We start from the raw sequence: 24,046 nt of genomic DNA, 5'->3' as shown, positions 1-24,046 counted from the left end.
AATGTTGTTTCCCCCACATGAAAATACCTTTCAGAACAACGTTTGGTCTATTCTGTCACGTGGAATGTTCAACGAGTCACATGAAAGAATCAGTTAGTCACTGGACTTCTTCGTTTTGACAGGCGGAAAAATGAAAAAGTCCGGCGACTAAACAGAACAGTCACCGGACTTTTTCATTTCGACGGACGTTTGCAGAAGATCTACAGAGGAAATGCTCATTTTTCCACACGGAAAAATCGTTAACACACCCGTCAAAAAACTGATTCCATAGTGGGAAATCAATCATTTACTCGGCGATTTACCTCTTTAGGAAGCATCTCTAATAAGAAAAAAGGCACACCTCTATTTAAACCATCAATAAATCAACTATTTACAATATAATTTAAGTTTACTCTAAGGGATATTGAACAAACCAATTTTTTCTGTCCAGCAAATATTGATGAATCTGATTCGCTTGTCCAGCAGCGTATTTTTGCGCAATTACATCGGCTAGAATTGCTGGCTCGTTCCATCGATCGGCAATCCGCATTAGGGCAAAATATGCCTTTGCTTCACCAGCACTTTCCATCAACGTTTCTTTAACAATCAATTTATCCAACGCTTTTTTATAAGCATCCATTTTCTCGACCGTTGACAAGTCGTCCTTGCTTAAACCCTCAGGATAAACAGGGGCAAGATTGACCCGACGCCTGATGCCCCAATTTCTGGCAAGGCTAACATTCATCACCGCATCATCAAAAGGGTACTTTAAATTGCCCGCATTTCGCGAAAGGTACAACTCTACGCCATCGTTCAGTAACGCTTCCGCCTGGTCAAATAGGCCTAAATTATTTAAGGCCTCAATCATAAAAAAATGTACGTCAGCATCTCTATATATTACAATATGCACGTTATTTTTATATATTTCTGATGCACTTTCCCGATCTCTGGAGAACTTGCGAATGACCCAATCTCCATTCTGTAAATAATAGGTGTAATTCTCGCCTCGATATTGGTCGCCCAGTGTATGACCGTCATACCTAATTTGCTCCTGGTATCTCTTCATCGCTACCTCCGTGGGTTTTAAATAATAAACTGAAGGTGTAAGATTTGAAAAAAACTGGATCATACGATTCGTCTGATTTCTTTCGAAATCATAAGGAACAATATTAATTAATACTCTTGTCCGCGTGATTGGATCCCGTGTAAATACCTGAACCCACTCGCCGTTATAATCGTCATTACTCACCTTAAACTTATTACTTCCATTGTCATAAATAAAGCGGATACCGATATCGACCACTTTTGCATACTGCTTTGTCCATAGATAGAGTTCCATTAACAACGGTTCTGGTGATGGACAGATCATATTCCATGTGAGATCCTGTTGATTGGTATTGACACCGGGGAACAAAATATTTCCCCAGTTCGCAACATACTTACCATCAACGCCATCTAGTCCTGCTTCCATTAATGAAACTAGTTTAGGCAACAATTCATTCAAGGAGATCACGGGAATTGTGGCAACATTATCCAGGTTAATCTTAGGGTCATCAAAATAGGCGACTTTACCATACAGTTTTCCTAGCGTGAGATAGGTCCATACCTTAAAACGAATAGTTCCAGAAATCAATGCCCTATAATGTTCATCTTCCAGCGCCTTTGGATTCGCTTTGCGATATGCCATAATCTTTTCTAAATAAGCATTGGCATTTACAATCAAATCATAATAAGTCCGGGGATTGGCAAAGGTATTTCCTTTTTTCTCTCTATAATTATACAGATCCCACAAATCTTGCGGTGCATTTGCGGTGGGTTCAAGGAGATCTGTACGCAGTTCGCTTAAGAATACCGTTTGATCAGCTAATGCCTGCATTTTTGCGGCAACGCCCATATATCCCGAATATAATTCGTTTGTTTCCTTTCCATATTCCTTATCCGTCAAAATATCATTGGTATTAACTTCAAAGTATTTGGAACAACTGGTAAAAAACAAGCACAGCACAGCTATGCCATAATGAATATGATAACTTTTCATACGTTTTCTAGAGTTTAATATTGACACCTAATTTAAAAGTTCGAGGTAATGGAATTTTCCCATAGTCAGCACCTGTATAACTCATATTATTGCTGTAAGCCGTTACAGGATCTAGACCTAAGTATTTGCTCCAGGTAAATAGATTTTCAGCAGTGATATACCATTCCGAATTGGAAAGAATTTTAAGTCTATGATTTCCAAACCTATAAGACAACGACAGGTTCTCTAACCGCATATAAGAAGCATCTTCAATCCAGCGGTTGGAAAATCGTGCATTCTCCATCGGATCTCCATATTGAGCCTGTGGCACATCCGTTTGCTGGCCATCCGTTTGCCAACGGCGCAATGCTGCAATGGATTGATTGTTATAACTGGACAGGTCTTCGAGGCTTCTTCGCACGGCATTGTAAGCTTTATTTCCTTTTGTAAAACTCATCAGGCCCTGCAATTGAAACTTCTTGTAACGTAATGAGAAATAGGCACCTCCAAATAATTTGGGTAAACTATTCCCTAAATCCATCCGATCCTCAGAATCTATAATACCATCATTATTGATATCCTCAAACTGAATATCTCCTGCAGAAAACATTCTATTTTTATAATCGTATAAATTCAATTGCTCGGCCTCTTTAGCGCTAGCTATAACTCCATTTGATTGATAGCCATAGAAAGAAAAGGGAGACTGTCCTACTTGATGAATGCGAACAATATCATCTTCCTGCTGTAACAATATAGGGTCTACGCTCAAAAGTTTCTTCACCGTGCTGTTTAATGTGGATAGGTTACCGCCAAGCGTAAAGGACCAGTCTTTTTTATCAACAAAAGCGAAATTCACGTCTACTTCCAAACCATGATTGTCGATTTGTCCGCCATTTAAGAATATCTTATCGATCCCAGCTATCGGCGATACTGAAAACGCATTCAAAAGATGGCTAGCTCTGTTGTAATAATAACCTGTATTCACGTTTAAACGTTGGTTGAATCCAGAAAAGATCAGATTGCCCTGCAGGTTTTGATTATCTTCCCATCTAATTTTATTGTTGGGAATATTCCCAACGACAATTCCAGCAAGTTGTCGATATAATTGACTGCTGTAATACGATTGTCCAATCTTCGATGAAAAACGGCTATTTCCGGTTTTTGCATAACCGAATTTCAAAATTAGCTTATTAAGCGATTCACGTTCCTTGAGAAAAGACATGTTAGATAGCAAAATGGATAAGTCCGCAGCTGGGAAAAACTCAAACCTTCCGACATTTGAGCCTGTAACTGAAGTGCCATCAACACTAAGATTGACATCTAATTTCAACAAGCTACGCCAATTGTAATTAAGGAAACCATACATATTCATCCAATTCCAGTCTTCATCGTATCCCCAAAACTTACGTCCAGCGTTACTTATGTAATTCAGTGTGCGGTAAAAATCGGAACTCGTATTCCTCCCCGCACCAGCATCGTATTCCTGGCTGTTCAGAAGTCCCTGTATACCGGCACCTGCTTCCCATTGATCCTTGCCATACTGCCTGGAATAACTTCCATAAAAATTCCATGAGATATTAGACGATTTGCCCGCACCAGACCGCGCAGTATTTAAGGCCATGCCATTTTCCAAAGGCACAATAGTTCCGCTGGACAGTCCCGGTACAAAGGTTGTCTGTCTGCTATAATTTGTATAGAATCCGAGCAAGGCATTAAATTGGAGACTTTTTGTAGCGCTATAACGTAAATTAGCCTGTGCAAAAACATCGTAGATATCTGATGTAAAATCGCCGGTTTGCAAAAGAGCTATCGGATTCGATACGCCAAATTGCCGAACACCATCCAAATCGTTCAATACGTTATTGTCTTTATCTTTTGTATAGGGACTAAGAATAGGTGCTCTATACATCGCAGCCAGCATGGGATTAGTCGCTTTTAGCATACCCTGTTCCTGCAATCTTCCGGTACTATAGGTCAACGCCATCATCGCATTCAAATCGAATTTTTGTCCTAAAGCGATGGTTGAATTCAAGCGGGTGCTATATCGAGTGTTACTCGTATAATCCAAAACACCCTGCTGATTCAATACGCCGAGTGAGAGATCGTATTTTGCGATAGCATCTCCTCCTTTGATCCTTATTAAATGGTGATCTGTCACAAAAGCATTTCTATAAATCTGATCTTGCCAATCTGTTTTATTGTTGTACAGATAATTATAATAATAATTCGGATCATCTTTCAGGAAAGGAAATTGTGTTAAAAGTTCCCCCATATCATTGTAGTTGGTCATGCCCACTGCGCCAAGATAACTTTTATACTGACTATCATTCAATAACGGGAGCCTTCTGAATTGGTGGCTGATACCAAAATTACCATGGTATTCGATGACCGTTTCCATATCATCTGATGCTGAGGTTTCCAATTTTAACACGCCATTGGATCCCAACGATCCATAACGAGCCGTTTCAGCTCCTTTTAAAAACCGAATACTTTTTATGTCCTGAAGATTAAATGGGGCGAAAATACTCCGCGAATATCCACCGATAATCGGAGAATTATCCATATCTGGAAAAAAGGGAACCTCATCGACCACAATTAATGGGTTATTGTTTGCTTCAAACGACCGAATTCCTCTAAAATTTAACGCACCACCTTCTGAGGGCATCCCACTTTTGTTGGTAACACGCAAACCTGCAATTTGCCCTGTGAGTACTTGTTCAACTGTAGTCGCGCCTTTAGGGTAATCATTAGCTGTCAAAATCCTTGAATTGGCCGATGAGAAAGATCCTGAAACTACATTTTCATAATGTTCCCGTCCCTCCGAAACCAAGGTTATTTCAATCTGGCTCCGTCCTAACAGCTCAATTCTTGATTCAAAAAAACCAGGACTCCAAACTCGGATTACCGGTGCTTCTTCAATTATTTTATCTAACGAAAACGTCCCATCCCCCTTTGTCTTGGTCGTAAGTGTAGAATTCAAAATGGTAATGACAGCTCCCTCAATCGGAGTTTTATCATATGAATTCACGACTTTCCCTTGGATACTATGTTGCGCATAGCTATTCACACAGAATATGGAGAATGACAAGGTGATGGACAGTTTCCAAATAAGTTTCTTTTTTCTAAACATGAGATCCGTAAATTTCATCTGATTAATAATTATTTACTGTTGGGATCAATGCCCAATGATATAGCTCTATATTTTCTACAGTCCCTTTTCCTAATCCGGCGAATTCAACTTTTATTTTAAAAGATCGGATTTTATCACCTTCGATAACAAGAGGGCCAACCAATCCGCCCCAGCCATTATATTTCGTACCAGGTACGGTATTTGTGGCACGATCGTAATTCCATGGCGTAGCTGGTTCTACATTCAATGATTTAGCGATAAGTTTGCCGTCCACATAGATATTGACAAAGGGATGATTCTTCGCTAAGAACCCCATATATAGATTATATTCTCCCGGAGGCACCTCCACCACTTTATATCCTGTGGAACCGTCTGGTTTCCGCTCCAGCATAATCGGGGTAAAATCGATAGAAGCGGGTAGATTATCTGAGATATTGCCTCTAAGCAATAATGTTCTATAGGTTAACTCAATACCCAATGTCGGAAAAGATACTTTGTCCCGATCTTTTGGTTCTATACCAGTCACATTTGCTAAAGTAAATAGATCTGGCTTTTCATGCTCAGGCACATATTCATAATAATGAAACAACTGTTTTATCATTCGAATATGAACATTATTGGGAATCTTTAATTTGGTAACATTAAAAATTCGGCCATTGCTCATCCGTTTATATTGAGGATCCACAAGTTGCACTGTTGGCTTCCATACTCGATTAAATGCCGATGTGAGATCCTTCGTACCATAATTATCAATGATTTCATTATAAAAAATTGCCTCTTTGATCCAACTATAGGCGATTAATGAATCTTCTTTCAAAAATTGTTTCCCAAATTGATCATAGAGACGTTTTAAGTCGTCAAAACAGTTTTTAATAACCTGATTACTTGGTAAAAACATCGTAACATTTGCAAATTCCGAGCGAATATTTGCCTTTTCAAAAATTGGATTCGTAATGGTAAATACAGAATCGTATAGCGTATTTCCCGTAGGGTCAACACCAATTGGGATACTATTTGACAAATCGAAAATAGTATCATTCATCGCAAGAACACTATCTCTGATGATAGAATAATCGCTTCCAAGTCCACGGAGATAATCATAGATGCTAACATCAGGGGTTAACAATTGGTCAATTTCATGGACCACTCCATTTTTACAAAATTGATTTGCTTTTGTTAGCGCTGCGTCACCAACGTGCAGCTGATCATCCTTACGGGAAACCATCAGGTACTTTCCATTTAACGTAATTAGTTTTAAACCATCTTTGAGCTTTCCGCTATCATATTTTAGATTATTGATATGATATTTTAGAATCGAAGCTTTATTTTCTGTAGATGCTTCCAAGACTGCCATCTGATCGTTAGGTACGGCCCAGATGGTTAATTCTTGATCCCGTGACAACTCTTCTGCAATCCCATATTCTTCCAGCTTAGAGACGAATAGGCTATATTGTGGTTGAGTTTTCAGATAAGCTAATAAATCTAGATCGGAAACGGTTCCCTGATCCTCATAATGATCATTCCAATTTTTTTTACACCCTGTTGCCACAACCAGCATCAACAGGAGAATTCCTACAATATTTTTCATCTGTATATAATTAGATCTCATTTAATTCGGTCAATTAATCGGTTCAAATTGGATATAATCCAACGTCAGCAATTTACCATCCAGGGACAATATGCGAAGGGTATGGTTAGTTGTTTCAGTAAATTCAACGGTTCCTAAATCCTGTGACATGATCTTGTCTGAGCTCGTATTGGACATAACCAATCGCGGATAAATCATTTCGTTGTCTAACACAAAGGCACAGATACCTGTATTTGAAGCATATTTTGTGCTCGGCCATGTCAACTTCACTTTATATTTTCCTTTTACAATCGTCGGGCTTTGCATCTGAATCCAGCCTGATTCTCCCAACTCCACGCGTAAATGATCATAATTCAGTGTTCCAGTATACCAAACACCATCCGCACTCCTGTTATTACGATAAATCAGGACATTTAACTTTGTCTCTGGTTGCGCCTGCCATAGAATGCTCTTTAGATCAGCCGCAACAAAGGTCTTATTGTATTGCGCACCTAAGCTTGGATTTCTGTATTGTGTAACATTGGCAGCGATATCGGGGTAATCTGTAAATTCCCAGACCACTTTAACCTGCTCAGGAACAAAAATTGGCATCCAACTGTCAACCTCATGGATTACCCCATTCTTACACGGGATATTAATCTCATTGAACTGAATAGCGCTACCAGCATCTCCAGTCGCATTGATAACCAAGCCGTCCCCACCTTCACTAATTTTGATCAACTCGTATTGTGCCATTGTCTCCAAATTCATTTTCGTTGCTCCAGCAGGGAATGTTCCTAAGTCGGCAAACGAGCGTTGTTGCGCTAATAAATGGTAAGCCATATAACGGTTGGCAGGATTCTCTGGCGATTTTAGATCCGAACCCGATGCGCCCAGTTTATTTAATAACTCCGCCAACGTATAGATACCTTCTTTCAGATAAACATCGTCACTTACGGCAAACGCGGTATATCTGAATCGCTGTTGAATTGGTTTTCCATCCGGATCCGTCCCTGTGGTATACACCGTATTTAATCGCTCGTCATATCCTGTCGCTGTTGCCAAACCATAAAATATGCTATACTTACCATCCTTCAAGCGATCCAATATAGTCGCTGTCAACGGTTCCAAGACATCGTCAATACCATGGATAATACCATTGATCACTTTCACATCAAAAGCATTAAATCTAGACACTCCGTTCAAATAGATCTGATCCAATCCGCCTTCTTTAAATTCAACGAACAGATTATCGTCAGTAGCATTTAAGTCTGATATTGCACCACTTTGAAACTGACCAAGATCAATTGAAACATTGGGGATAAGATGATAGCGTACTAAATAATTAGCATCTTCTTTTGTCATTTGATCTACCGAAGTCAGCTTCATTTTTTTTAGATATCGTTCGACACCTTCATTAACCGGAGCAAAGAGCGTATATATGGTATTAATATTTAATGTATTGTATAAATCTGCTTTTTCGAGGACTTTCACCCATAAATCATATTTTTCGGGTTGATTTTTGAGGTATACAGCCATCGGCAAATCTTCGTAGGCCGAATAGGTATTATTTTCAAAATCATCCTTACACGCGGTAAGTATGATCGAAAATAATCCAATAAAAAGCAGCACAATTTTAGAAAGAGGAATAAGATTCTTTTTCATTTTTGCATTAATTTAGGTTTTCATAATACGGGTTCTGCACGAGCAATTTATTATACTTTAATTCATCGGCATGAATCGGCAAGTAGTGTGCATTTTCATTGAGCAATAAGGATCTAATGACGGGGGTCGAAGCACCCGATACCCCCAATAACACTTGTTCGATCAAATATTCCTTATATTTATATTGATCTCTTTGTGCTACGCGTAATAAATCAAACCAGCGCTTTCCTTCCCCGACAAACTCGCGCGCCCGCTCCTCCATTAAGACTTTCAGTAGATCCAATTCAGTACTTCCGGCCTCCAATGGCCTGGATATAGCTGCCCGGGAACGAATTGCCGTTATCAATTCCACCGCCTGCGGATAGTAGCTTTCTCCTTTCATGATTAATGCTTCGGCTTTCATCAGGTAAATATCCGCTATCCTGTAGATGATCCAGTTTTGATCACTATAGGGTCTAGGGATTGTTGTATTTCCCTCTGCCCCTAAATATTTCCAAAGCTTGTAGCCAATCGTTTCATAAGACGCCCCTACACCGCGGATATCTTCGGCATTTTCTATAAAAAGAGATACACAGTAGTTGGATATGATCCAATTATAGTTTGACCCGAATATCTCCATCAATTTATTTGTTTGGTTCTTGGAATAATCAAATTGGACTTCAAAAATTCCTTCGTTGGAATTGCCCGGATTAAAAATACTGAACCAGTTGTTTTTGTTATTAACAGTTCCTTGTATAAGTCCATATTTGCCCGATTGCAATATTGCATTACATGAAATAATCGCTTCATCGTATTTGCCCAACCACAGATAGACGTCTGCCAATAAAGCCTGTATAGCCCATTTTGTCGAGCGCCCTTTGGTTTCCCAAACGGTAGGCCAGATCTCCTTGCCATTGGTTGCGGCGACCGTTAGATCTTGAATAATTTGTTCAAAAAGCTGGGCTTTGGACGATTTTGGCAATTCGTAAGCCTGCTGATCGTCCATATAGGGTTCTAGGATCAATGGCGCCTCTCCAAAGCTCCTGACGATATAAAAATAACTGAGCGCTCTCAGAAAATAAGCTTCAGATAAAAATGACGCCATCGTGGCTTGGTTAAACGAAGGATCTTTTTCTACCACAGCAGGCGCATATTTTATCACCATATTCGCGTAATTAATGATTTGATAGAATTCACCCCATTTTGCATAACTGTTTGTCGGTAGAAGGGAGAAGTTTTTTAACCGTGAGAGATCGACGTCGACATAGCCTCCTAAGCTCAATGTATTTCCCCGACCTTCACCCCATACTAACATAGTTTTAACAGCGCCTTGCAATTTGACATAAGCCGCACCTAATACGGCTTCGACTTCAGCCTTATTGGTCCAATAAGCATCACTGACCTGTTCGTTCTGTGGTTTAAGATCAAGCCATTTTTGACAAGATGTTGCTGGCAAGAGTAGACACAACAACATTATTTTATATATTATTTTCATACGCTTACTTTTTAAAAATTTACATTTACCCCCAAAGCGAAACGTCTTGGACGGGGCGTGCTTGCATTATCCTGGCTTAACATATAGATATTACTTGATAGGGAAACTTCTGGATCTTGTCCGGAATAATTGGTCCATGTAAATACATCCTGAACTGTGGTAAATATTTCACACCGTGTCAACCCCCACCGCTCTATTACTTTTTTAGGAAGCGCATATTTTAAAGAGATCATTTTTAATCTCACAAAAGACGCGTCTTCTACAAAGCGGTCCGATCCCAGGTAATTATAACCTTCACCGTATAGCGCTCTCGGTATATCGGTAACATCTCCCTCCTGGCGCCATCGTCCAAGTACTGCAGTACTTTGGTTAGCTGTACCATACATATTCTCCGTATTGATCCGTACCTGATTGACTACTTTTTGGCCAAATCTACCGTGCAAAAAAGTACTTAGCGCAAAAGCTTTGTAACGCAGGTTTATCCCGCCCCCCATTGTAAATAAGGGCATTGCATTTCCTAAATAAACAATGTCATATTGATTAATCACACCATTCCCGTCGATATCCTGGTATTCCNNGGCCGGCAAATACCCGCCTGTTGCCATTTACCATAAATACGGGCTGTCCCTGTAAATCATGAATGACCTGACCATCTAAATCTTTTGCATAGGTATCTTGTTCGTTCTGATATACACCGAGATAATGGTAACCATAAAATGAGCCAACAGGATTTCCTTCAATAATTTTATGGGCGTATTTACCGTTTCCGAAGTTGTAGTTCTCAAATTGCATATTATCTGGAAGTACAATAACTTCATTTCTATTGCGTGATACATTCGCATTAATGGAGAGACCAAAATCTTTGGAGCGGATAGCCTCGGCATTGAAAATCAATTCCCAACCTTTATTGGCTAATTTCCCTGAATTGTAATACCTCATTTTACCAAAGCCCGTGGATGAAGGTAATGTCACGTCCTTTTGTAGGAGGTCCGTTGTAACCCGATTATATAGCTCACCCGTAAATTGAAGTCTATTTTTAAAGAAAGAGAGATCGACACCAAAATCAGTTTGAGTTATCGTCTCCCATTTAAGATTATCCAATTGAATGGATACTGGTCCCACAGCAGTCATATCAATATAACCTGGAGTGATCGGCTGAAACGTGCCCAAATAAGTGAAAGCGCCCGAAGGGGCATTTCCACTTTTCCCCCAACTAAAGCGAAGTTTCGCGGTACTGACAAGACCTAGTTTTTTAATAAATTCTTCGTCACCGAGATGCCAGGCAGCGCCAATTGAGGGAAACCCTTTCCAGCGATGTTGTGCCGAGAGACTGGAGTTGGCCTCCCAACGGTATGTACCACTGACGATATAACGATCCTTATATGCGTAATGCAAACTGGAAATCGCACCGATATTCCGTGTTTTAGAATTTCCCGACCCCATATTCACGACGGCGCCGCCGGCGGTTGGATCACTTAAAGATGATGATGCGTTTCCTGATGTCTCACTGGCATAGCTAAACTTTCGTGCTTCATTTGTCTGCAATAAGCCCGTAGCAACAATGCTATGCTCTTTTATCTTTTTATTGAATATAAATTTATTCTCGGTGTTTAGGTATAACTCATCTGACAGCATATCCGATCCCCTATTGAAGAACGGATCGGTCCAGATAACTCCGGTAACAGCCTGCGGCAAATATTTTCGATTTTTCGTTGACCTGGTATCAAATCCAACTGTACCAATATATTGAAGCGCTGGAATAATATTATAGATCCCTCGAAAGACGACTCTTGCCTGCTCGCCGACAGTATTATTGATTGATTCATTCACCATGGCTACCGGATTGAACATTTGGTTATCTCCAAATGAACCCTGAAAGTTTATCCTAGGCGTAAAATATTGATCTGTATATTGGCCATCCTCCCCCATGACGTAAGGACTCATATTTGGCATTTTCGTCATTGCCATACCTCTTGGCGTACTTACATCTTCACCCGTCCAAAAATTCTTCCGATCGCTAATGGAATAGGACATGTCGGCATTGATATTAAATTTATTGGAAAATTTATAATTGAGGCTCAACAGTGAATTATAACGATTCAGCTTGGTCCCTTTGGTTGTTCCGACATCATTTAAGAAGCCGAGTGACAGCCTATAGGTAGCTTTATCTCCTCCGCCACTAATCGAAAGCGAATTATCTTCGAAATGTCCCACCTGGGTTACCTGGTCAAGCCAATTGGTATTTTGATTATACTCATTAAAATAAACCCATGACGGATCATATTTGATTTCGTTAGTATTATAGAGTAAGTTGAGGTAGGGTAGTGCGGCACTATATCCGAGGTCATTCACTGAATTCCAAACGGCGTCTTGCACCATCGCAACATACTGCCCTCCATTTAACATAGGAATGGTTTCTGCTTCGCGCTTAACATCCAATTTGCTGGACAATGCAAATTGGGTTTTACCTTTCCGCCCTTTTTTAGTCGTAAAGAGTAAGACACCATTTGCTCCTTTGGATCCCCAAATAGCAGTGGCCGCTGCGTCCTTCAGCACCTCAATTGACTCAATATCGTTAGGAGAAATATTGACCAAACCGCCAAAATCCTCGTCATTTGCAGTAGAGAAGTTGAAATCACTGCCTATGGATGTTGGATAGGGAACTCCATCAACCACAATCAACGGTTCGGAATTACCATTCAATGAAGATGTACCCCTAATACGTATTGAACTTCTTGCTCCAGGATCTGCACTGGATACGATATCAACGTTGGCTAGCCTACCTTGTAACCCGCTTTCAATAGATGCAAAAGGTAAAGCTTCCAATTCCTTCATATCAAAGCGTTCCGTCGCCGAAACCTGATTACGGTAGCTGATCCCCATATTGTTTTTAGTATTGGCTTTCTCTTTCGTAATCACTACTTCGTCCATCACCCGATCATCTTTAACGAGTTTGATGATCACACTGCCTTGTCCCTTAAATGGTATTTTTGTTGTTTTGTAACCGATACAGGCAACGACAATAGTCAGCCCTTCACCGGAGGGGACGGCGATGGTGAATTGGCCTAAATTATCTGTTGAAGCGCCCATCAGACTCCGATTATCCTTGTTTTCGATATAAACGGAAGCCCCTGCCAAAGGCGCGTTTTGCACACTTTGAACACTACCTGTCAAGACTTTTGCCCGTTGCCCAAAAACGGGTAGCACAAAAGCAATGCAGGTAATCATTAAAAATATATTTAGCTTCATGAATTTTAGTTTATGGTAATGAAATCAATGCGAATGAAATCATGCCTATGGCTTTAAAAGTTTATTAATATGATAGACAGCCCCATCATTAAATACTTGTGGCAGATATTCTACGATCGGAATGCTCGTCCCATCCGAATCTTTCAGGCGCAAGTTTGTCCCCTGATCCACTAAGGTAAGCTGCCGATAAACGTTATAACCTGTTCTTCGTGTCGTATTCCAGGTTCCTTGGATGCCAAAACCCGGAAAAGGATAATCGCCAAGAGAATTGTCAGCAATAGAAACAAAATAGGATTTGAGATATTCCGTCAGGGCTGTTTTATCTGTTGGAATGAGACCTGCTGCGATACCTGACAAAACGGTAGCGTTGTCTGGTGCGAACAGTATAAAGCGATTACCAAAAAGAAAGGAAAGCGAACTACCTGCATCAATCATACCTGCTTTCGCCAATAACTTCGAGAATTCTGCGTATTTATTTAGGGGGTTGCTACTGGCTTCAGCGCCGATCAACGTAAACTTGATCGTTCGCGTTTCTCCCAACAAAGTTTGAGCTGCTTCGAAACTCTTTCCATTATACCAATTTCCCGCGATTGGCATCACGGATACTGCCTCATTGCTATTATAGGTAGCTGTCGAATACATGCTTCCATCTTTCGTAAATATATAGTTATATGGATTTCGGGTCCGGTACACTTTGGTACCCGCCAAATTGGTGATATCATCATACACAATATGGTCGGAAACAAACAGTTCCTGTTGACGTTGCGACATGGCTACTTTAACGCCATCGTTATTTTGAATCTGCACCTCTTCATCTCCAAAGATCAAAGGACTACCTTCATTCCAGAAGATATAGCTATCGCCATAAAGTGTATTTAGAATTTCTTCATCGGACGGAATCAGCAGCGTGTAACGTATATCTCTACTCGACAACGTTTTATACATGCCAGAGTTATACAGCATATACATAAAAATTTTATATTTCGGATTGACCATCACCGGTCCCGTTACACTATTAAAAGCTTCGGGAATTAAGACTTTATTTAAACCATAAAATGTTCCATTGGAGGCGATTGCTTTATCTCCCACATCCGATTGTGTATTGAAAACGATGGGAATTCCATCTACTGTTTTGATATCCGGATTCTTCCCGATCTCTGAAGGGAAGACAATATTGCCGGTGTACACATGGTTTCGTAGCATCATGGCCAAAGGCAACATGTCTACATCTTTTATCGAAGGGGAATAGGGTTTAAAGTATTGATTAAAAAAAGCGGACAACGCTTGATTGTTGGGCGCAAATACATTAAAAGCTTTATAAGAGAGATCTCCAAGATTAGCATAGTCTGGAATACCTGATTCACCGTTATAAGACCATTCTGAAGCAATTGCAGGCAGTGCTCCATAGTTAACTAAAAATAAGGAATCTCCCGCCGTCGCATAATTTAAACTCGCTTGTTCATCATACGTAAAATTTCGAAAACGATCATAAACGGACAAAAAATCCTTATAGGTTGTGCTATGAGCCAATCGCTCATAAACTGTTGGCAATGGTGCTATGACCTGATCGACCACATAAACATAACCGTTATCCGCAGGAATATCATATTCCGTAATTCCTGCATTAGAGACGTTGAAACCATTTTCTCCGGTCCAACTTTCTGGTCCAAAAAAATATTCATAATTCTGCTTCGCATCAATTCCTTTCGTTTGAAAATGTGTCGTAGAAAGAATCGGTACAAACCTGTCCTTATGATATACTTTTTTCAACTTTCCATCTGTTACGTCAATTTCTTCACTGATAGAATCCTGACTCCTGGTACGATGCTTGTAATACAATCCAGCAAAGGCTGGTTGCACATTTTGGCTCCCTTGTGGTTGATAGTTCATCAGTCGATTTTTATCATAGGAATAATAAATAAGATGGTACCCGATAATCTTTTTCAGTTCATTGACAGGAATCTGTTCTATCGAGGTCAGGTTTCTGTTTTTCAAATAGTTTAAAAACACTTGGTCGTTGGGCGCGAAAACCGACACAATTGTCTTGCCATTCAATATTTCTTTAAAACCTGCACGTTCGACTCCACTTAAGAAAATGGAGAATTCTTTCCGGTTGTGCAAAACCTCCCACACGTTGCCTTTCAGCCAATCTGGTCTCTCATAATGCGATACAAGTTCCTTCTTAGAACAGGAATACATACAAGCTAAAAAGACACCAATAACATAGATGAATAGTCTTTTCATAAAAAATTTAAATACGCCAATTTGTTATACTGGCATTGGTTTATAATTGGGGTTTGATTATAGCTAGATAAACTATCTTATTTTTGGGCTAATAGGATCAAATAAGCTTCAATATTTAAATAGCCCTTGAACAAAGGATGCTTACTTGACTGCAAGGCATCAGCACTATTATTTGTGTCAAGCTTTAACTTTACTTCCCATTCGTCAGGTATTCCATCTCCATCCGAATCCATCGGTAGATCGGCAGATTCAAATCTGCCCAACCCGCCATTGTCCAAAGGAAGATCCGACTCGCGATAGGTATAAAATCCGAGTGTGCCTTTGCTCTGTAATTCCTGAATTAAAAAAGCATCAACCTGATCTCTTTGGGGCAAGGTGGCACCGACATTATCAATCAGGTAGGCATACGCTTTTTTAGCGCTCATTTTGGGCCTCAAGGTGGGGTAGGTCTCGTAGAAGTCGGCTGTTTTAAAATTATCTGCAGCTAGCCCCGGGTACCAGGCCGCTGTAGCTTCGATTAATTCTCCGTCCAGCTTTCCGTTCTGATTATTATCAAAATAATTTCCCGACTGATAGAGATTAAAGTTGACGTTTCCTCTAGAAAATGGGGTTCCTTTTGTCTTTGGGGTTGACGGACCGCCCACAAAATAATTATTTAAGATGGTCACATTAGACTCTCCGGAGGATTCACCACCAAGAATGTAAGCATCTGCAGATATGGCATGATCGGGATAGGTTGTATTGGCATTGCCAAAGTTATAAACTACATTATTGACAAATTCATTAATGCCTTTCACTTTCGGATTTCTGGTCTTGTTGCTATGATAAAGTGATTTGATAATAGATATCTTCCCTCCAGTCTGTATCAAGCCGCCGGCAGAGTGATTATGACGATGTAGCCCCTGCCCAATGATTGAATTCTGGATGGTAATACTATCTGGCTCGTTACCTTTGTTATCCCAGTTTATGGAGAACACCTCATCCAGTCCCCAGGTAAAAGACATATGGTCGAGCATGATATTTTTTCCGTTGGCAATACCGGATGCATCATCACTTTTCCCGGCCCCGGCATTTGCGCCGAGCCTGATCCTAACGAAGCGTGCAATCGTCCCATTTGAGCCAGAAAAAGAAACTTTCCTTCCATATAGGACCACACCATCGCCTGGCGCCGTATGTCCGGCGATGGTGGTGTTTGCGGCAACGGCTAGATTAGATTTTAATTTAATGATACCGGATACATTGAACAATACAAAACGCCCAGGCTTGCTTACCGCATCGCGAAACGAGCCTGGACCGCTGTCATCCAGATTTGTTACAAAATAGACACTTGGTGTTGCTGCTCCCCTGGCCCCGGCAGCAAAACGGCCAAAGCCTTCTGCCCCAGGAAAAGCGAGTAGCCTTCCGCCGTCAGTTGTAGCATTATTTTCAGCCCATTCAATCCATTCCAATCTGGAAACAAGTGCATCTTTGGAACAAGAAAGAAGAATCATAGCCAAAGCGCCAAAAGAAAATAGACACTGTCTTTTCATAATGATGAGATTTTCAAGCCAACCAGTGCTGGCTTTAGGGTTTATAATTGTTATATATTGGTTTACACAATATTACACAATGCAACCGGTTTCATCATCCTGCACTGTACTGTTGTATGTCAAAAAGACACCACGGTATCTTTGTCTTTCCTTTGGTTTGTAGACCAACCTTTTGTAAAAAACAAGGCTACCCAAAGAGTTGGATAGCCACGAGTCTATTTTTTCGCAAGTTTATATATTTCAGTGCCTGCCAAGAGAAGGCAACCAAGCCCATAATCCTCAAAATCCGGTACTTTGTCAACAGTGACCGGTTGTCCATCCTTCGGCTCTTTTCCTGTGGATTGCACGTACCCTAAAAAACCATTTGGTTGTAATGATTCCTTTGAGATTGCATTCCAACCTTTTGCTACTGCTGGCAAAAAGTCCGTTTTTGCTAGATGCCCATTATTTATCCCCCAGGTCATTCCATACACAAATAATGCCGTACCTGAAGTTTCTTTTCCGCCAAAATGATTTGGGTCATGCAAACTTACATTCCAAAAACCATCAGTTCTTTGCAAGGGGAGCAATGCTTTCGCTAATTTTTGGAAATCATCCAGATATTCCATGTAATGTGTATCTGTCTTAGGTAGTTCCTGAAGCACCAAAGCCAAAGCTGCGAGGACCCAGCCATTTCCGCGTGCCCAATAACAGTCTTCACCATTAGGTTCGGCATAGGGCGGTATAAAATCCTTATCGCGCCACCACAGGTTATCTTTCGGATTAAAGAGACCATGTCCTCCTTCCTGATATTTAATATGACTGTACATCTTATACATATAGTCAAAATATTTGGTATCGTTTAACGTTACGCCCAGTTTGACAAAGATCGGCATCGCCATTTGGATCGCATCTATCCAGGTCCAGTCATCATATCGCCCACTGTTAATGACAGCATCTATATTTGCTTTGATCGCTGCCAAACGTTCAGGTTTGGGATCAATACGATATAAATCAATATAGGTCATTCCACAGTTTTGATTGTCTGCATGTCGCGTATACACTTCACCGCGGACGGGTTTCCACTGATGCTTTTCGGCCCATTCTACCGCATAATCATAATAGCGTTTTTGATTATCGATTTTATAAAATGCCATCAGTCCTTCATAGTACACACCGCGGGTCCAGATATTGGCTGGCCTTTCCTTATTTGTAATGATGGTTTTGACCGGATCTGGCCATTTCTTCATAAAATAGTCATTAGCAGAACGCAACTCACGGACGATCGTAGACTTAGCTGGTAAATCCTGGGCAATCGTCACTCCTGTTCCACAGCCCAAAAGCAGTAGTAATAATATTTTCTTCATCATATATTAAGGCATCTTTTTAAATCCTTCTTTTTTTATAACCCAGGAGCCGTCTTTCGGAAAGCCTGGTAAATCACCTGTGGATGCATCCCAACCTTCCAGCATCATCGCCACGGTCGTCAATACCCCTCCATTGCCCGGCAAATAGATCCGAAGGCGTCCATCCTGATAATTATGCCCATTTTTGAGGTAAGTATTGGTTTGGATATTCATAAATAATGCATCCAGCGCCTTATTAGGAAGATTCAGACGAGCAGCATTCATAGCCGTCATGGGGAAATCCCATCCCCAAGTTTTTTCCCAATGCCATTTCTCCAAAACGACATCCAATGTATTTTTCATCACCTCTTTATTTAGCTTAGGTGATTCGGGCACCATTCCCAATGCCCCTAATACTGCAGGATGATCAGTCATCCATCGATCAAAAGTATAGGAGTCAGGAGCAGTTTCAGTCGCCAGGTATACTTTATCCTTTATTGGTAAGGGAGCCAATTTTTCAATAACCTGATCCCATTTTGCCACCCTGGGTTCGCCCAGACGTTCCTTCCATTCTTGGGCGATGCGAAGTGCCCAATCCCAATAAGCGACCTCGTAAGTAGGATTCATTGTTTCAGAAGCTTTAAAAACTTCTTGAGCCGGGATGACACCTTTACCGACATTATATCGACCAGTAGTCTTATCGTAATGTGCAAAGTCAGCCATAAAATCAGCTGTTGCGAAAACCAGATCCTTGTATTTCTTTAAGACAGCCAAGTTCTTTTTATCCCTGTATGCCAATTCCGTCATATAGATAATATGTGGCTGCTGCCAAACTAAAAATGCTGCTACAGATGACGGGCTTTCATTGCCTTCGTTGTCAGACATCTTAATCCACCGCACTCCTTGATAGCCTTGCCTTTTCGCTAGTTCTCTGGCTTTTTCAAAAGTCCGAAAATAATAGTCAAGTGTTTTTTCCATAATCTCAGGGCGCCCCCAGAGTGCGAAATGGACGGCATGCCACCAATGCATTTCTGTGTGCGGCTTACCATACCAACTGTTAAAGGTGAGTCCTGTCTCTTGTGGTGGGTTACTTCCACCACATTGGACTTTTGTCAAATATTGGGAAAGCACTACCCGCCTTTCTAATTCATTGGCCCGAGGGTCTGTGCTTCCCGCAAAGTCAACCGCTGCACCGCTTTCCCAAAAATGTTTCCAGGATGCTGTACTTTCACGTGCTGCATCCGCATAGCTATGGCCATCATGATCAAATTTATCTGTGGCAGCGAATGCAAATGAAAAATCAAATTCCTGGAGTCCCGCTGCTGGTTGGTACACGAAATAGTGCGGATCTGTATTTTTTATCGTTCCTTGGGAATAATCCAGTTTCGTAAAATAATCTGTTCCCTGCAGCTGATGATTGATAACCGCAGATCTTGTCGATTCAGCTACAATCGACGTGCTATGGCTGTCTATTTGACCATAATGGGTACCTTCATCCAAAAATTTCCCACTTGGATAAGGATAGTGTACAAATACCTTAAGTCTTTGCGCTGCGATCAATGGGGAAACGACATGGACAGCTATCCGATCACTTCCTTGATGCGACGCTGTTTTCACAACAACTGGCTCACCCTCAACACGAAACTCACTCGTAATAATACCCGTCCAAAGATCTAATTCTTGTCGAATGCCCTCAATATCTTTTACAGTCGCCCGCTGCCCATTTTTCAGATAAAGCTCCAAACCAACATTGCCCAGCTGTAAACGATGCTTACTCTCTCTAAAATAATTTACCGCCCGGACGTTGCGCTCGGGCTCTTTCAACTGAATACTATACTTCGCATCTCGTCCTTCATTGTTAAAATCATAGGACTTCAATGTTTCTTCGAATGTATAATTTTCTGTATTGGGAAATGAGTCCCAGCCCCATTCAGATTGTGTTCCTAATGATACCCCATTTTTATAGTATACAGGGAATGTCTGCATACCCGTAGCATCAACGGTGTAGGCGAAGGTACCATTCCCTACCGTGAGCGAGGCTAATGTATCCATGGTTTGGTTAAATACATTATGTCTTTTGACGACGCTTTGACGATTAATTTTTGTTCCTTGTTGTGCTTTGATCAACATCGGAAAAAATACGCTTGCAAGGCTTATGAAAATAACGCAAAATTTCTTTTTCATCCGTATAAATTAGTTATAAGTATTGATTTCATCTACCGCATCAAAGTGAGGCTTATCAGACCAATGACCGCATCATTTGCCACGGCTATCAGCTCTATCGATTGCAGCGTCTTTTTCACATTTAGGGGTAGATCCAATAAGGTGGCAGCTCCCCCCTCAATGGCACGGTTGCTATACCCTTTGATATCGGTATAGTGGTGCCAGCTTCCCCCTTTATAAAGTGCTCCTGATTGCAAACTGATTCGATAAGGAACTCGCTCATCCGGGATTTCAAAGGCATAGTTATCATCCAGATAGTCTTGTTCTATCGGCCACCAATTGATGGGGTTGACCAGATCAAGCGTATCGGAAGTTCCATCTTTGTAATTGACCTTAATCTTAGCGTTTACAAATTGGGATTGCATGGGATTTGTAGAACCGGCGACCAGAAGATACATTTTGTTGGCCTGACCTTCCAAAGGTATCGTGACACTTGTTGGATAGTTGTCCCATTGGCTGACAAAGACCACGTTTTTGGTATCACTGTTTATCTTGAACGGTATACCTAAGTATTTTAAACTATCCTGCTTGTTTCGTTCCATGATTCCTGAATCATCGATATTCGCCATAGTCAACGGATAACACCAGTTGCCTATTCCTTGCCAAGGGAGCTGCAGGGTAGGACCTTCTGGCCTCGGCAAAAGATATTGCTGTTGAAAGATGTCCGTCAAACGTGCATTGTAATAGTTTGATAAGTTTTGTTTCTGAAAACTTGGGTTATCATGTATAGTCCAATCCACATAATCGATCTTTTGACGATAATTTTCCCCGTTCAGATAAAGACTATTTGTTCCTTTCGAAAAGATAGTGATGGGAAGCGCAAGTTCTTTTATCTCTTTGGATTTTAAGTTTAAGGTCGTCTGAAAATTGCTATGCTCAATCTTTAGGTATTGCGGCTGACCTGAACGGTTTTCCACGACTAGCTCATAATTCGCCTGTTTTTTTACAATTGTTGCTTTTAACGGCGGTAATAAACGCATATCGACCGCTTGCCACCAAACCATATCATCTTGCTGGAGCTTCACAAAGAAAGTTCCTACACGCTCTTGCTGGACAAAAGAGAATTTGTCATCCGCTCGCTTTTGGATCATCCCCTGTGGGTCATAACAATCCAATAATGTTGTATGCGTCGTTAAGGGGAATGACCATGGTTCGGTGAATGCATGCCCCACATTTTTGGTATCCATCTTTTCGAGTTTACCTTCACCTAATATTGCGACGTCGAAATTCCGATCAGCTTCAGATTCAATGACAACATAGGGCTTATTAATAGCGGAAGATTTTAGCGACCATTTGACCTCCTTTCCATTGACTTTAACAGCACGCACTTGTGTAAAATCTATGGGGATCTCCAAGTTAAGTTTTACAGGCATCGCGTAATGCGTCTTAATTTGAAATGTAAGGGCTGCCTTCTCTTTTTTATAGGCGTAACTCCATTCAGGCAGTTCGATCTGTGCAAAATCCCATGTCGCTGGAAAACCTGGTTTTATAAACAACTGTTTATCCAATAGACGTGGATGCACGCCAAATAATCCTTCAACTAAGGTGCGGGATGCAACACCAATAGGATCAGCAAAATCACGGTACAATTCACCCCGAAATGCATCATAATGTGAGAGCTGCTGAAAATTGGCTGGACTGATCCCATGGTACATGCTTTCCATGAGGTTGCTTTTCCAGAGTTGGTAGGCATCCTCCGCCCGACCAGCTTGCCAGTAGGCTAGTGCCGTTTGCAGATTCTCAGCCAAAGCAACATTATTGATTGACCAAGTATAGGGCTGCCATGTCGTCGTGGGCAATGTATACAGGTCATGCTGTTCCTGTCCTTTGACACGAATAGGAATCTTTGGCAAATAATTGGTTACATATTGAAGGTTTTGGTAGCTTTCAAAATCATCCAGCATAGCGGCGTCCGCGGCATGGTAAATGGTCCATAATCCTGGGTTTTCGTGTACCAGTTTATTTCCCAACGCATCTTGAAACTCCGCAAAATATCCCTTTTCTTTCAACCAAAGTCGGTCTTTTAGCGCCTTTTTAATCCTATCGGCTTCTTGTTGATAGGGTGTAGCATCTGCCCCTATTAGCTGTGCTAGTTTGACCATCATTTGATTAGCCCGATACATATAGGAAGTCGTATGCGTGACACCCCCTCCAGAATATTGTAATCCGTCACTGGCCCAAATCGCACAATAAGCATCATATAAGCCATCATTGTCCCGATCAAAATTGCGCTTTTCCCAATGGAGATGCCGGGTCAGTGTTGGCCACATTTCTTTGATATAAGCAACATCCCCCGTATAATTAAAATGTGACAACAGTTGATCAATAAAGACCAAATTCATATCGTAATGATGCGGTACCTTGTTATTATTGGGATTTCTAGAAATATAGCCACTGGAAAACATCGATGTTCCCATCTTTTCCAGATGCCGTGCCAAGTGTAGGGTGGTATCCATCACAATTGGACCCGCACTAGGTTCAATCACCTGCGATTTGGCGTAACTCGAAAAATGCTCTTTCGCTCGGTCATGCCAGCCCAATGCATCTGCGATATAAGCTCCTCGCCATGCATTCAAACGCATGCGCCATGCCACTGCACCATGCAAAAAAGTAGGCGATTCCCAAATACCGTCGGCAGCTACCGCGAGCGCCGCCCCTAAATTATTGATGTATCGATCCGGCGTGTTTATTTTAACACGACTGGCCAAGGAAACCCTTTTTTGCTCTGCTTGTTCAAAGGCCTTTACCAAGGAATTTTCAGAAAATTTCTCAGCAGAAAGCCTACCCTTTGAGATTTGAATATAACATGGCTTTTTAGCTAAATTAAATTCCCCAACAAGAATAGGGCTGCCCTTATTCTCCGACTTGGTCAAATTCGATAGATCGTCCAAAACCGTAGCATCTGACATCCGCAGTGTTGATAGTCCAGAAAAGCTTCCCTGAATAAACTGCGGTTCATTTTTCTTATTTTGATAACTCAATTCAAAACGATTTTTCTCCAGTGTATAGCGATTATTTTCACAATAGGCAGGAAGAAGGTAAAATCCAGATTCTGGGTCTGCTCCGATGTCTCCATTCCTGCTAAAGGTTTTTCCGCTGGCACCACCATAAACAGCATAGAGCCGTGCTTCGGGTCCAATGTCTATGCCCTGTAGTTTTACGATCATTCCTTCGGCATCAGCCTGCGCCATGACAACGATATCGATATGGCCTTTCCCCAGTAGAGCATCTTTGATACGATAATGCATGGCTCCGGGCCGATATCTTGTCTCAATATGATCGGCATTGATTAATTTTTTACGTATTTGTTTATTGCCTAGGACAAATTGCAGATTTCCTGCCATCCCTGGCATATAGAGTGCAAATTCAGGTAAATCGCCAGCTTCAACACGGGATGCCAAGTTATTACCATAAAGCGCGCGATTAAATCGATATCGTCCATTGACCAGCAGGAAATCTCCTTGATCTTCCGTATAATGCAATACACGGTCGTTATGTTGCCAATGTTTAGATTGGGCAGCTGTCTCCTGTAATACAATACCGGCTAAAAAACAGAAAAGAATCAAGCTCCTTCGTGTCATATCAATAATTATTTCATGAGCTCGCTATGCTCAGTTTGTTGTTCATGAGTTTATTGTCCCATT

The 24,046-nt window shown here is 41.1% G+C and carries 12 protein-coding genes; all 12 read right to left on the bottom strand.

Going from position 1 to position 24,046, the window contains the following annotated elements:
- Positions 1-388: 388 nt before the first annotated feature.
- A complete protein-coding gene (locus B4G94_RS22575) occupies positions 389-2,017 on the bottom strand; it encodes a RagB/SusD family nutrient uptake outer membrane protein (protein WP_286862143.1) in 1,629 nt (542 codons plus the stop codon).
- Positions 2,018-2,024: 7 nt separating this feature from the next.
- A complete protein-coding gene (locus tag B4G94_RS22570) occupies positions 2,025-5,144 on the bottom strand; it encodes a SusC/RagA family TonB-linked outer membrane protein (RefSeq protein ID WP_286862142.1) in 3,120 nt (1,039 codons plus the stop codon).
- Between the two features lie 4 nt (positions 5,145-5,148).
- Positions 5,149-6,714: a fasciclin domain-containing protein gene (locus tag B4G94_RS22565; protein WP_286862140.1), complete on the bottom strand. Its 1,566-nt coding sequence runs from the start codon at positions 6,712-6,714 to the stop codon at positions 5,149-5,151.
- A gap of 30 nt (positions 6,715-6,744) precedes the next feature.
- Positions 6,745-8,358, bottom strand: a complete 1,614-nt coding sequence (locus B4G94_RS22560; protein ID WP_286862138.1) for a fasciclin domain-containing protein — start codon at positions 8,356-8,358, stop codon at positions 6,745-6,747.
- A 7-nt stretch (positions 8,359-8,365) separates the two neighbouring features.
- Positions 8,366-9,832 (bottom strand): RagB/SusD family nutrient uptake outer membrane protein, encoded by a 1,467-nt coding sequence (locus B4G94_RS22555; protein ID WP_286862136.1) that lies wholly within the window; start codon positions 9,830-9,832, stop codon positions 8,366-8,368.
- 11 nt (positions 9,833-9,843) lie between these two features.
- Positions 9,844-10,341 (bottom strand): hypothetical protein, encoded by a 498-nt coding sequence (locus tag B4G94_RS22550; protein ID WP_286862134.1) that lies wholly within the window; start codon positions 10,339-10,341, stop codon positions 9,844-9,846.
- Between the two features lie 31 nt (positions 10,342-10,372).
- Positions 10,373-13,060, bottom strand: a complete 2,688-nt coding sequence (locus B4G94_RS22545; RefSeq protein WP_422663712.1) for a SusC/RagA family TonB-linked outer membrane protein — start codon at positions 13,058-13,060, stop codon at positions 10,373-10,375.
- 66 nt (positions 13,061-13,126) lie between these two features.
- The gene (locus B4G94_RS22540; RefSeq protein ID WP_286862131.1) at positions 13,127-15,325 is read right to left on the bottom strand and encodes a fasciclin domain-containing protein; all 2,199 of its coding nucleotides are present in this window, start codon (positions 15,323-15,325) and stop codon (positions 13,127-13,129) included.
- 77 nt (positions 15,326-15,402) lie between these two features.
- A complete protein-coding gene (locus B4G94_RS22535) occupies positions 15,403-16,854 on the bottom strand; it encodes a hypothetical protein (RefSeq protein ID WP_286862129.1) in 1,452 nt (483 codons plus the stop codon).
- Positions 16,855-17,069: 215 nt separating this feature from the next.
- The gene (locus B4G94_RS22530) at positions 17,070-18,203 is read right to left on the bottom strand and encodes a glycoside hydrolase family 88 protein (protein WP_286862128.1); all 1,134 of its coding nucleotides are present in this window, start codon (positions 18,201-18,203) and stop codon (positions 17,070-17,072) included.
- A 3-nt stretch (positions 18,204-18,206) separates the two neighbouring features.
- The gene (locus B4G94_RS22525) at positions 18,207-20,363 is read right to left on the bottom strand and encodes a hypothetical protein (RefSeq protein WP_286862127.1); all 2,157 of its coding nucleotides are present in this window, start codon (positions 20,361-20,363) and stop codon (positions 18,207-18,209) included.
- A gap of 32 nt (positions 20,364-20,395) precedes the next feature.
- The gene (locus B4G94_RS22520) at positions 20,396-23,983 is read right to left on the bottom strand and encodes a DUF4450 domain-containing protein (RefSeq protein ID WP_286862125.1); all 3,588 of its coding nucleotides are present in this window, start codon (positions 23,981-23,983) and stop codon (positions 20,396-20,398) included.
- Positions 23,984-24,046 lie beyond the last annotated feature (63 nt).

Origin of the sequence: Sphingobacterium sp. UBA7625 (genome assembly GCF_002484085.1) — a bacterium.
In the GTDB taxonomy this organism is placed as follows: domain Bacteria; phylum Bacteroidota; class Bacteroidia; order Sphingobacteriales; family Sphingobacteriaceae; genus Sphingobacterium; species Sphingobacterium athyrii.
The sequence above is the reverse complement of the archived record's forward strand: the minus strand, read 5'-3'. Positions and strand labels throughout refer to the sequence as shown.

Coding starts and splice junctions, on each gene's coding strand:
- B4G94_RS22575 (WP_286862143.1), bottom strand. CDS start 2,017: ATGAAAAGTTATCATATTCATTATGGCATAGCTGTGCTGTGCTTGTTT.
- B4G94_RS22570 (WP_286862142.1), bottom strand. CDS start 5,144: ATGAAATTTACGGATCTCATGTTTAGAAAAAAGAAACTTATTTGGAAA.
- B4G94_RS22565 (WP_286862140.1), bottom strand. CDS start 6,714: ATGAAAAATATTGTAGGAATTCTCCTGTTGATGCTGGTTGTGGCAACA.
- B4G94_RS22560 (WP_286862138.1), bottom strand. CDS start 8,358: ATGAAAAAGAATCTTATTCCTCTTTCTAAAATTGTGCTGCTTTTTATT.
- B4G94_RS22555 (WP_286862136.1), bottom strand. CDS start 9,832: ATGAAAATAATATATAAAATAATGTTGTTGTGTCTACTCTTGCCAGCA.
- B4G94_RS22550 (WP_286862134.1), bottom strand. CDS start 10,341: ATGCCCTTATTTACAATGGGGGGCGGGATAAACCTGCGTTACAAAGCT.
- B4G94_RS22540 (WP_286862131.1), bottom strand. CDS start 15,325: ATGAAAAGACTATTCATCTATGTTATTGGTGTCTTTTTAGCTTGTATG.
- B4G94_RS22535 (WP_286862129.1), bottom strand. CDS start 16,854: ATGAAAAGACAGTGTCTATTTTCTTTTGGCGCTTTGGCTATGATTCTT.
- B4G94_RS22530 (WP_286862128.1), bottom strand. CDS start 18,203: ATGATGAAGAAAATATTATTACTACTGCTTTTGGGCTGTGGAACAGGA.
- B4G94_RS22525 (WP_286862127.1), bottom strand. CDS start 20,363: ATGAAAAAGAAATTTTGCGTTATTTTCATAAGCCTTGCAAGCGTATTT.
- B4G94_RS22520 (WP_286862125.1), bottom strand. CDS start 23,983: ATGACACGAAGGAGCTTGATTCTTTTCTGTTTTTTAGCCGGTATTGTA.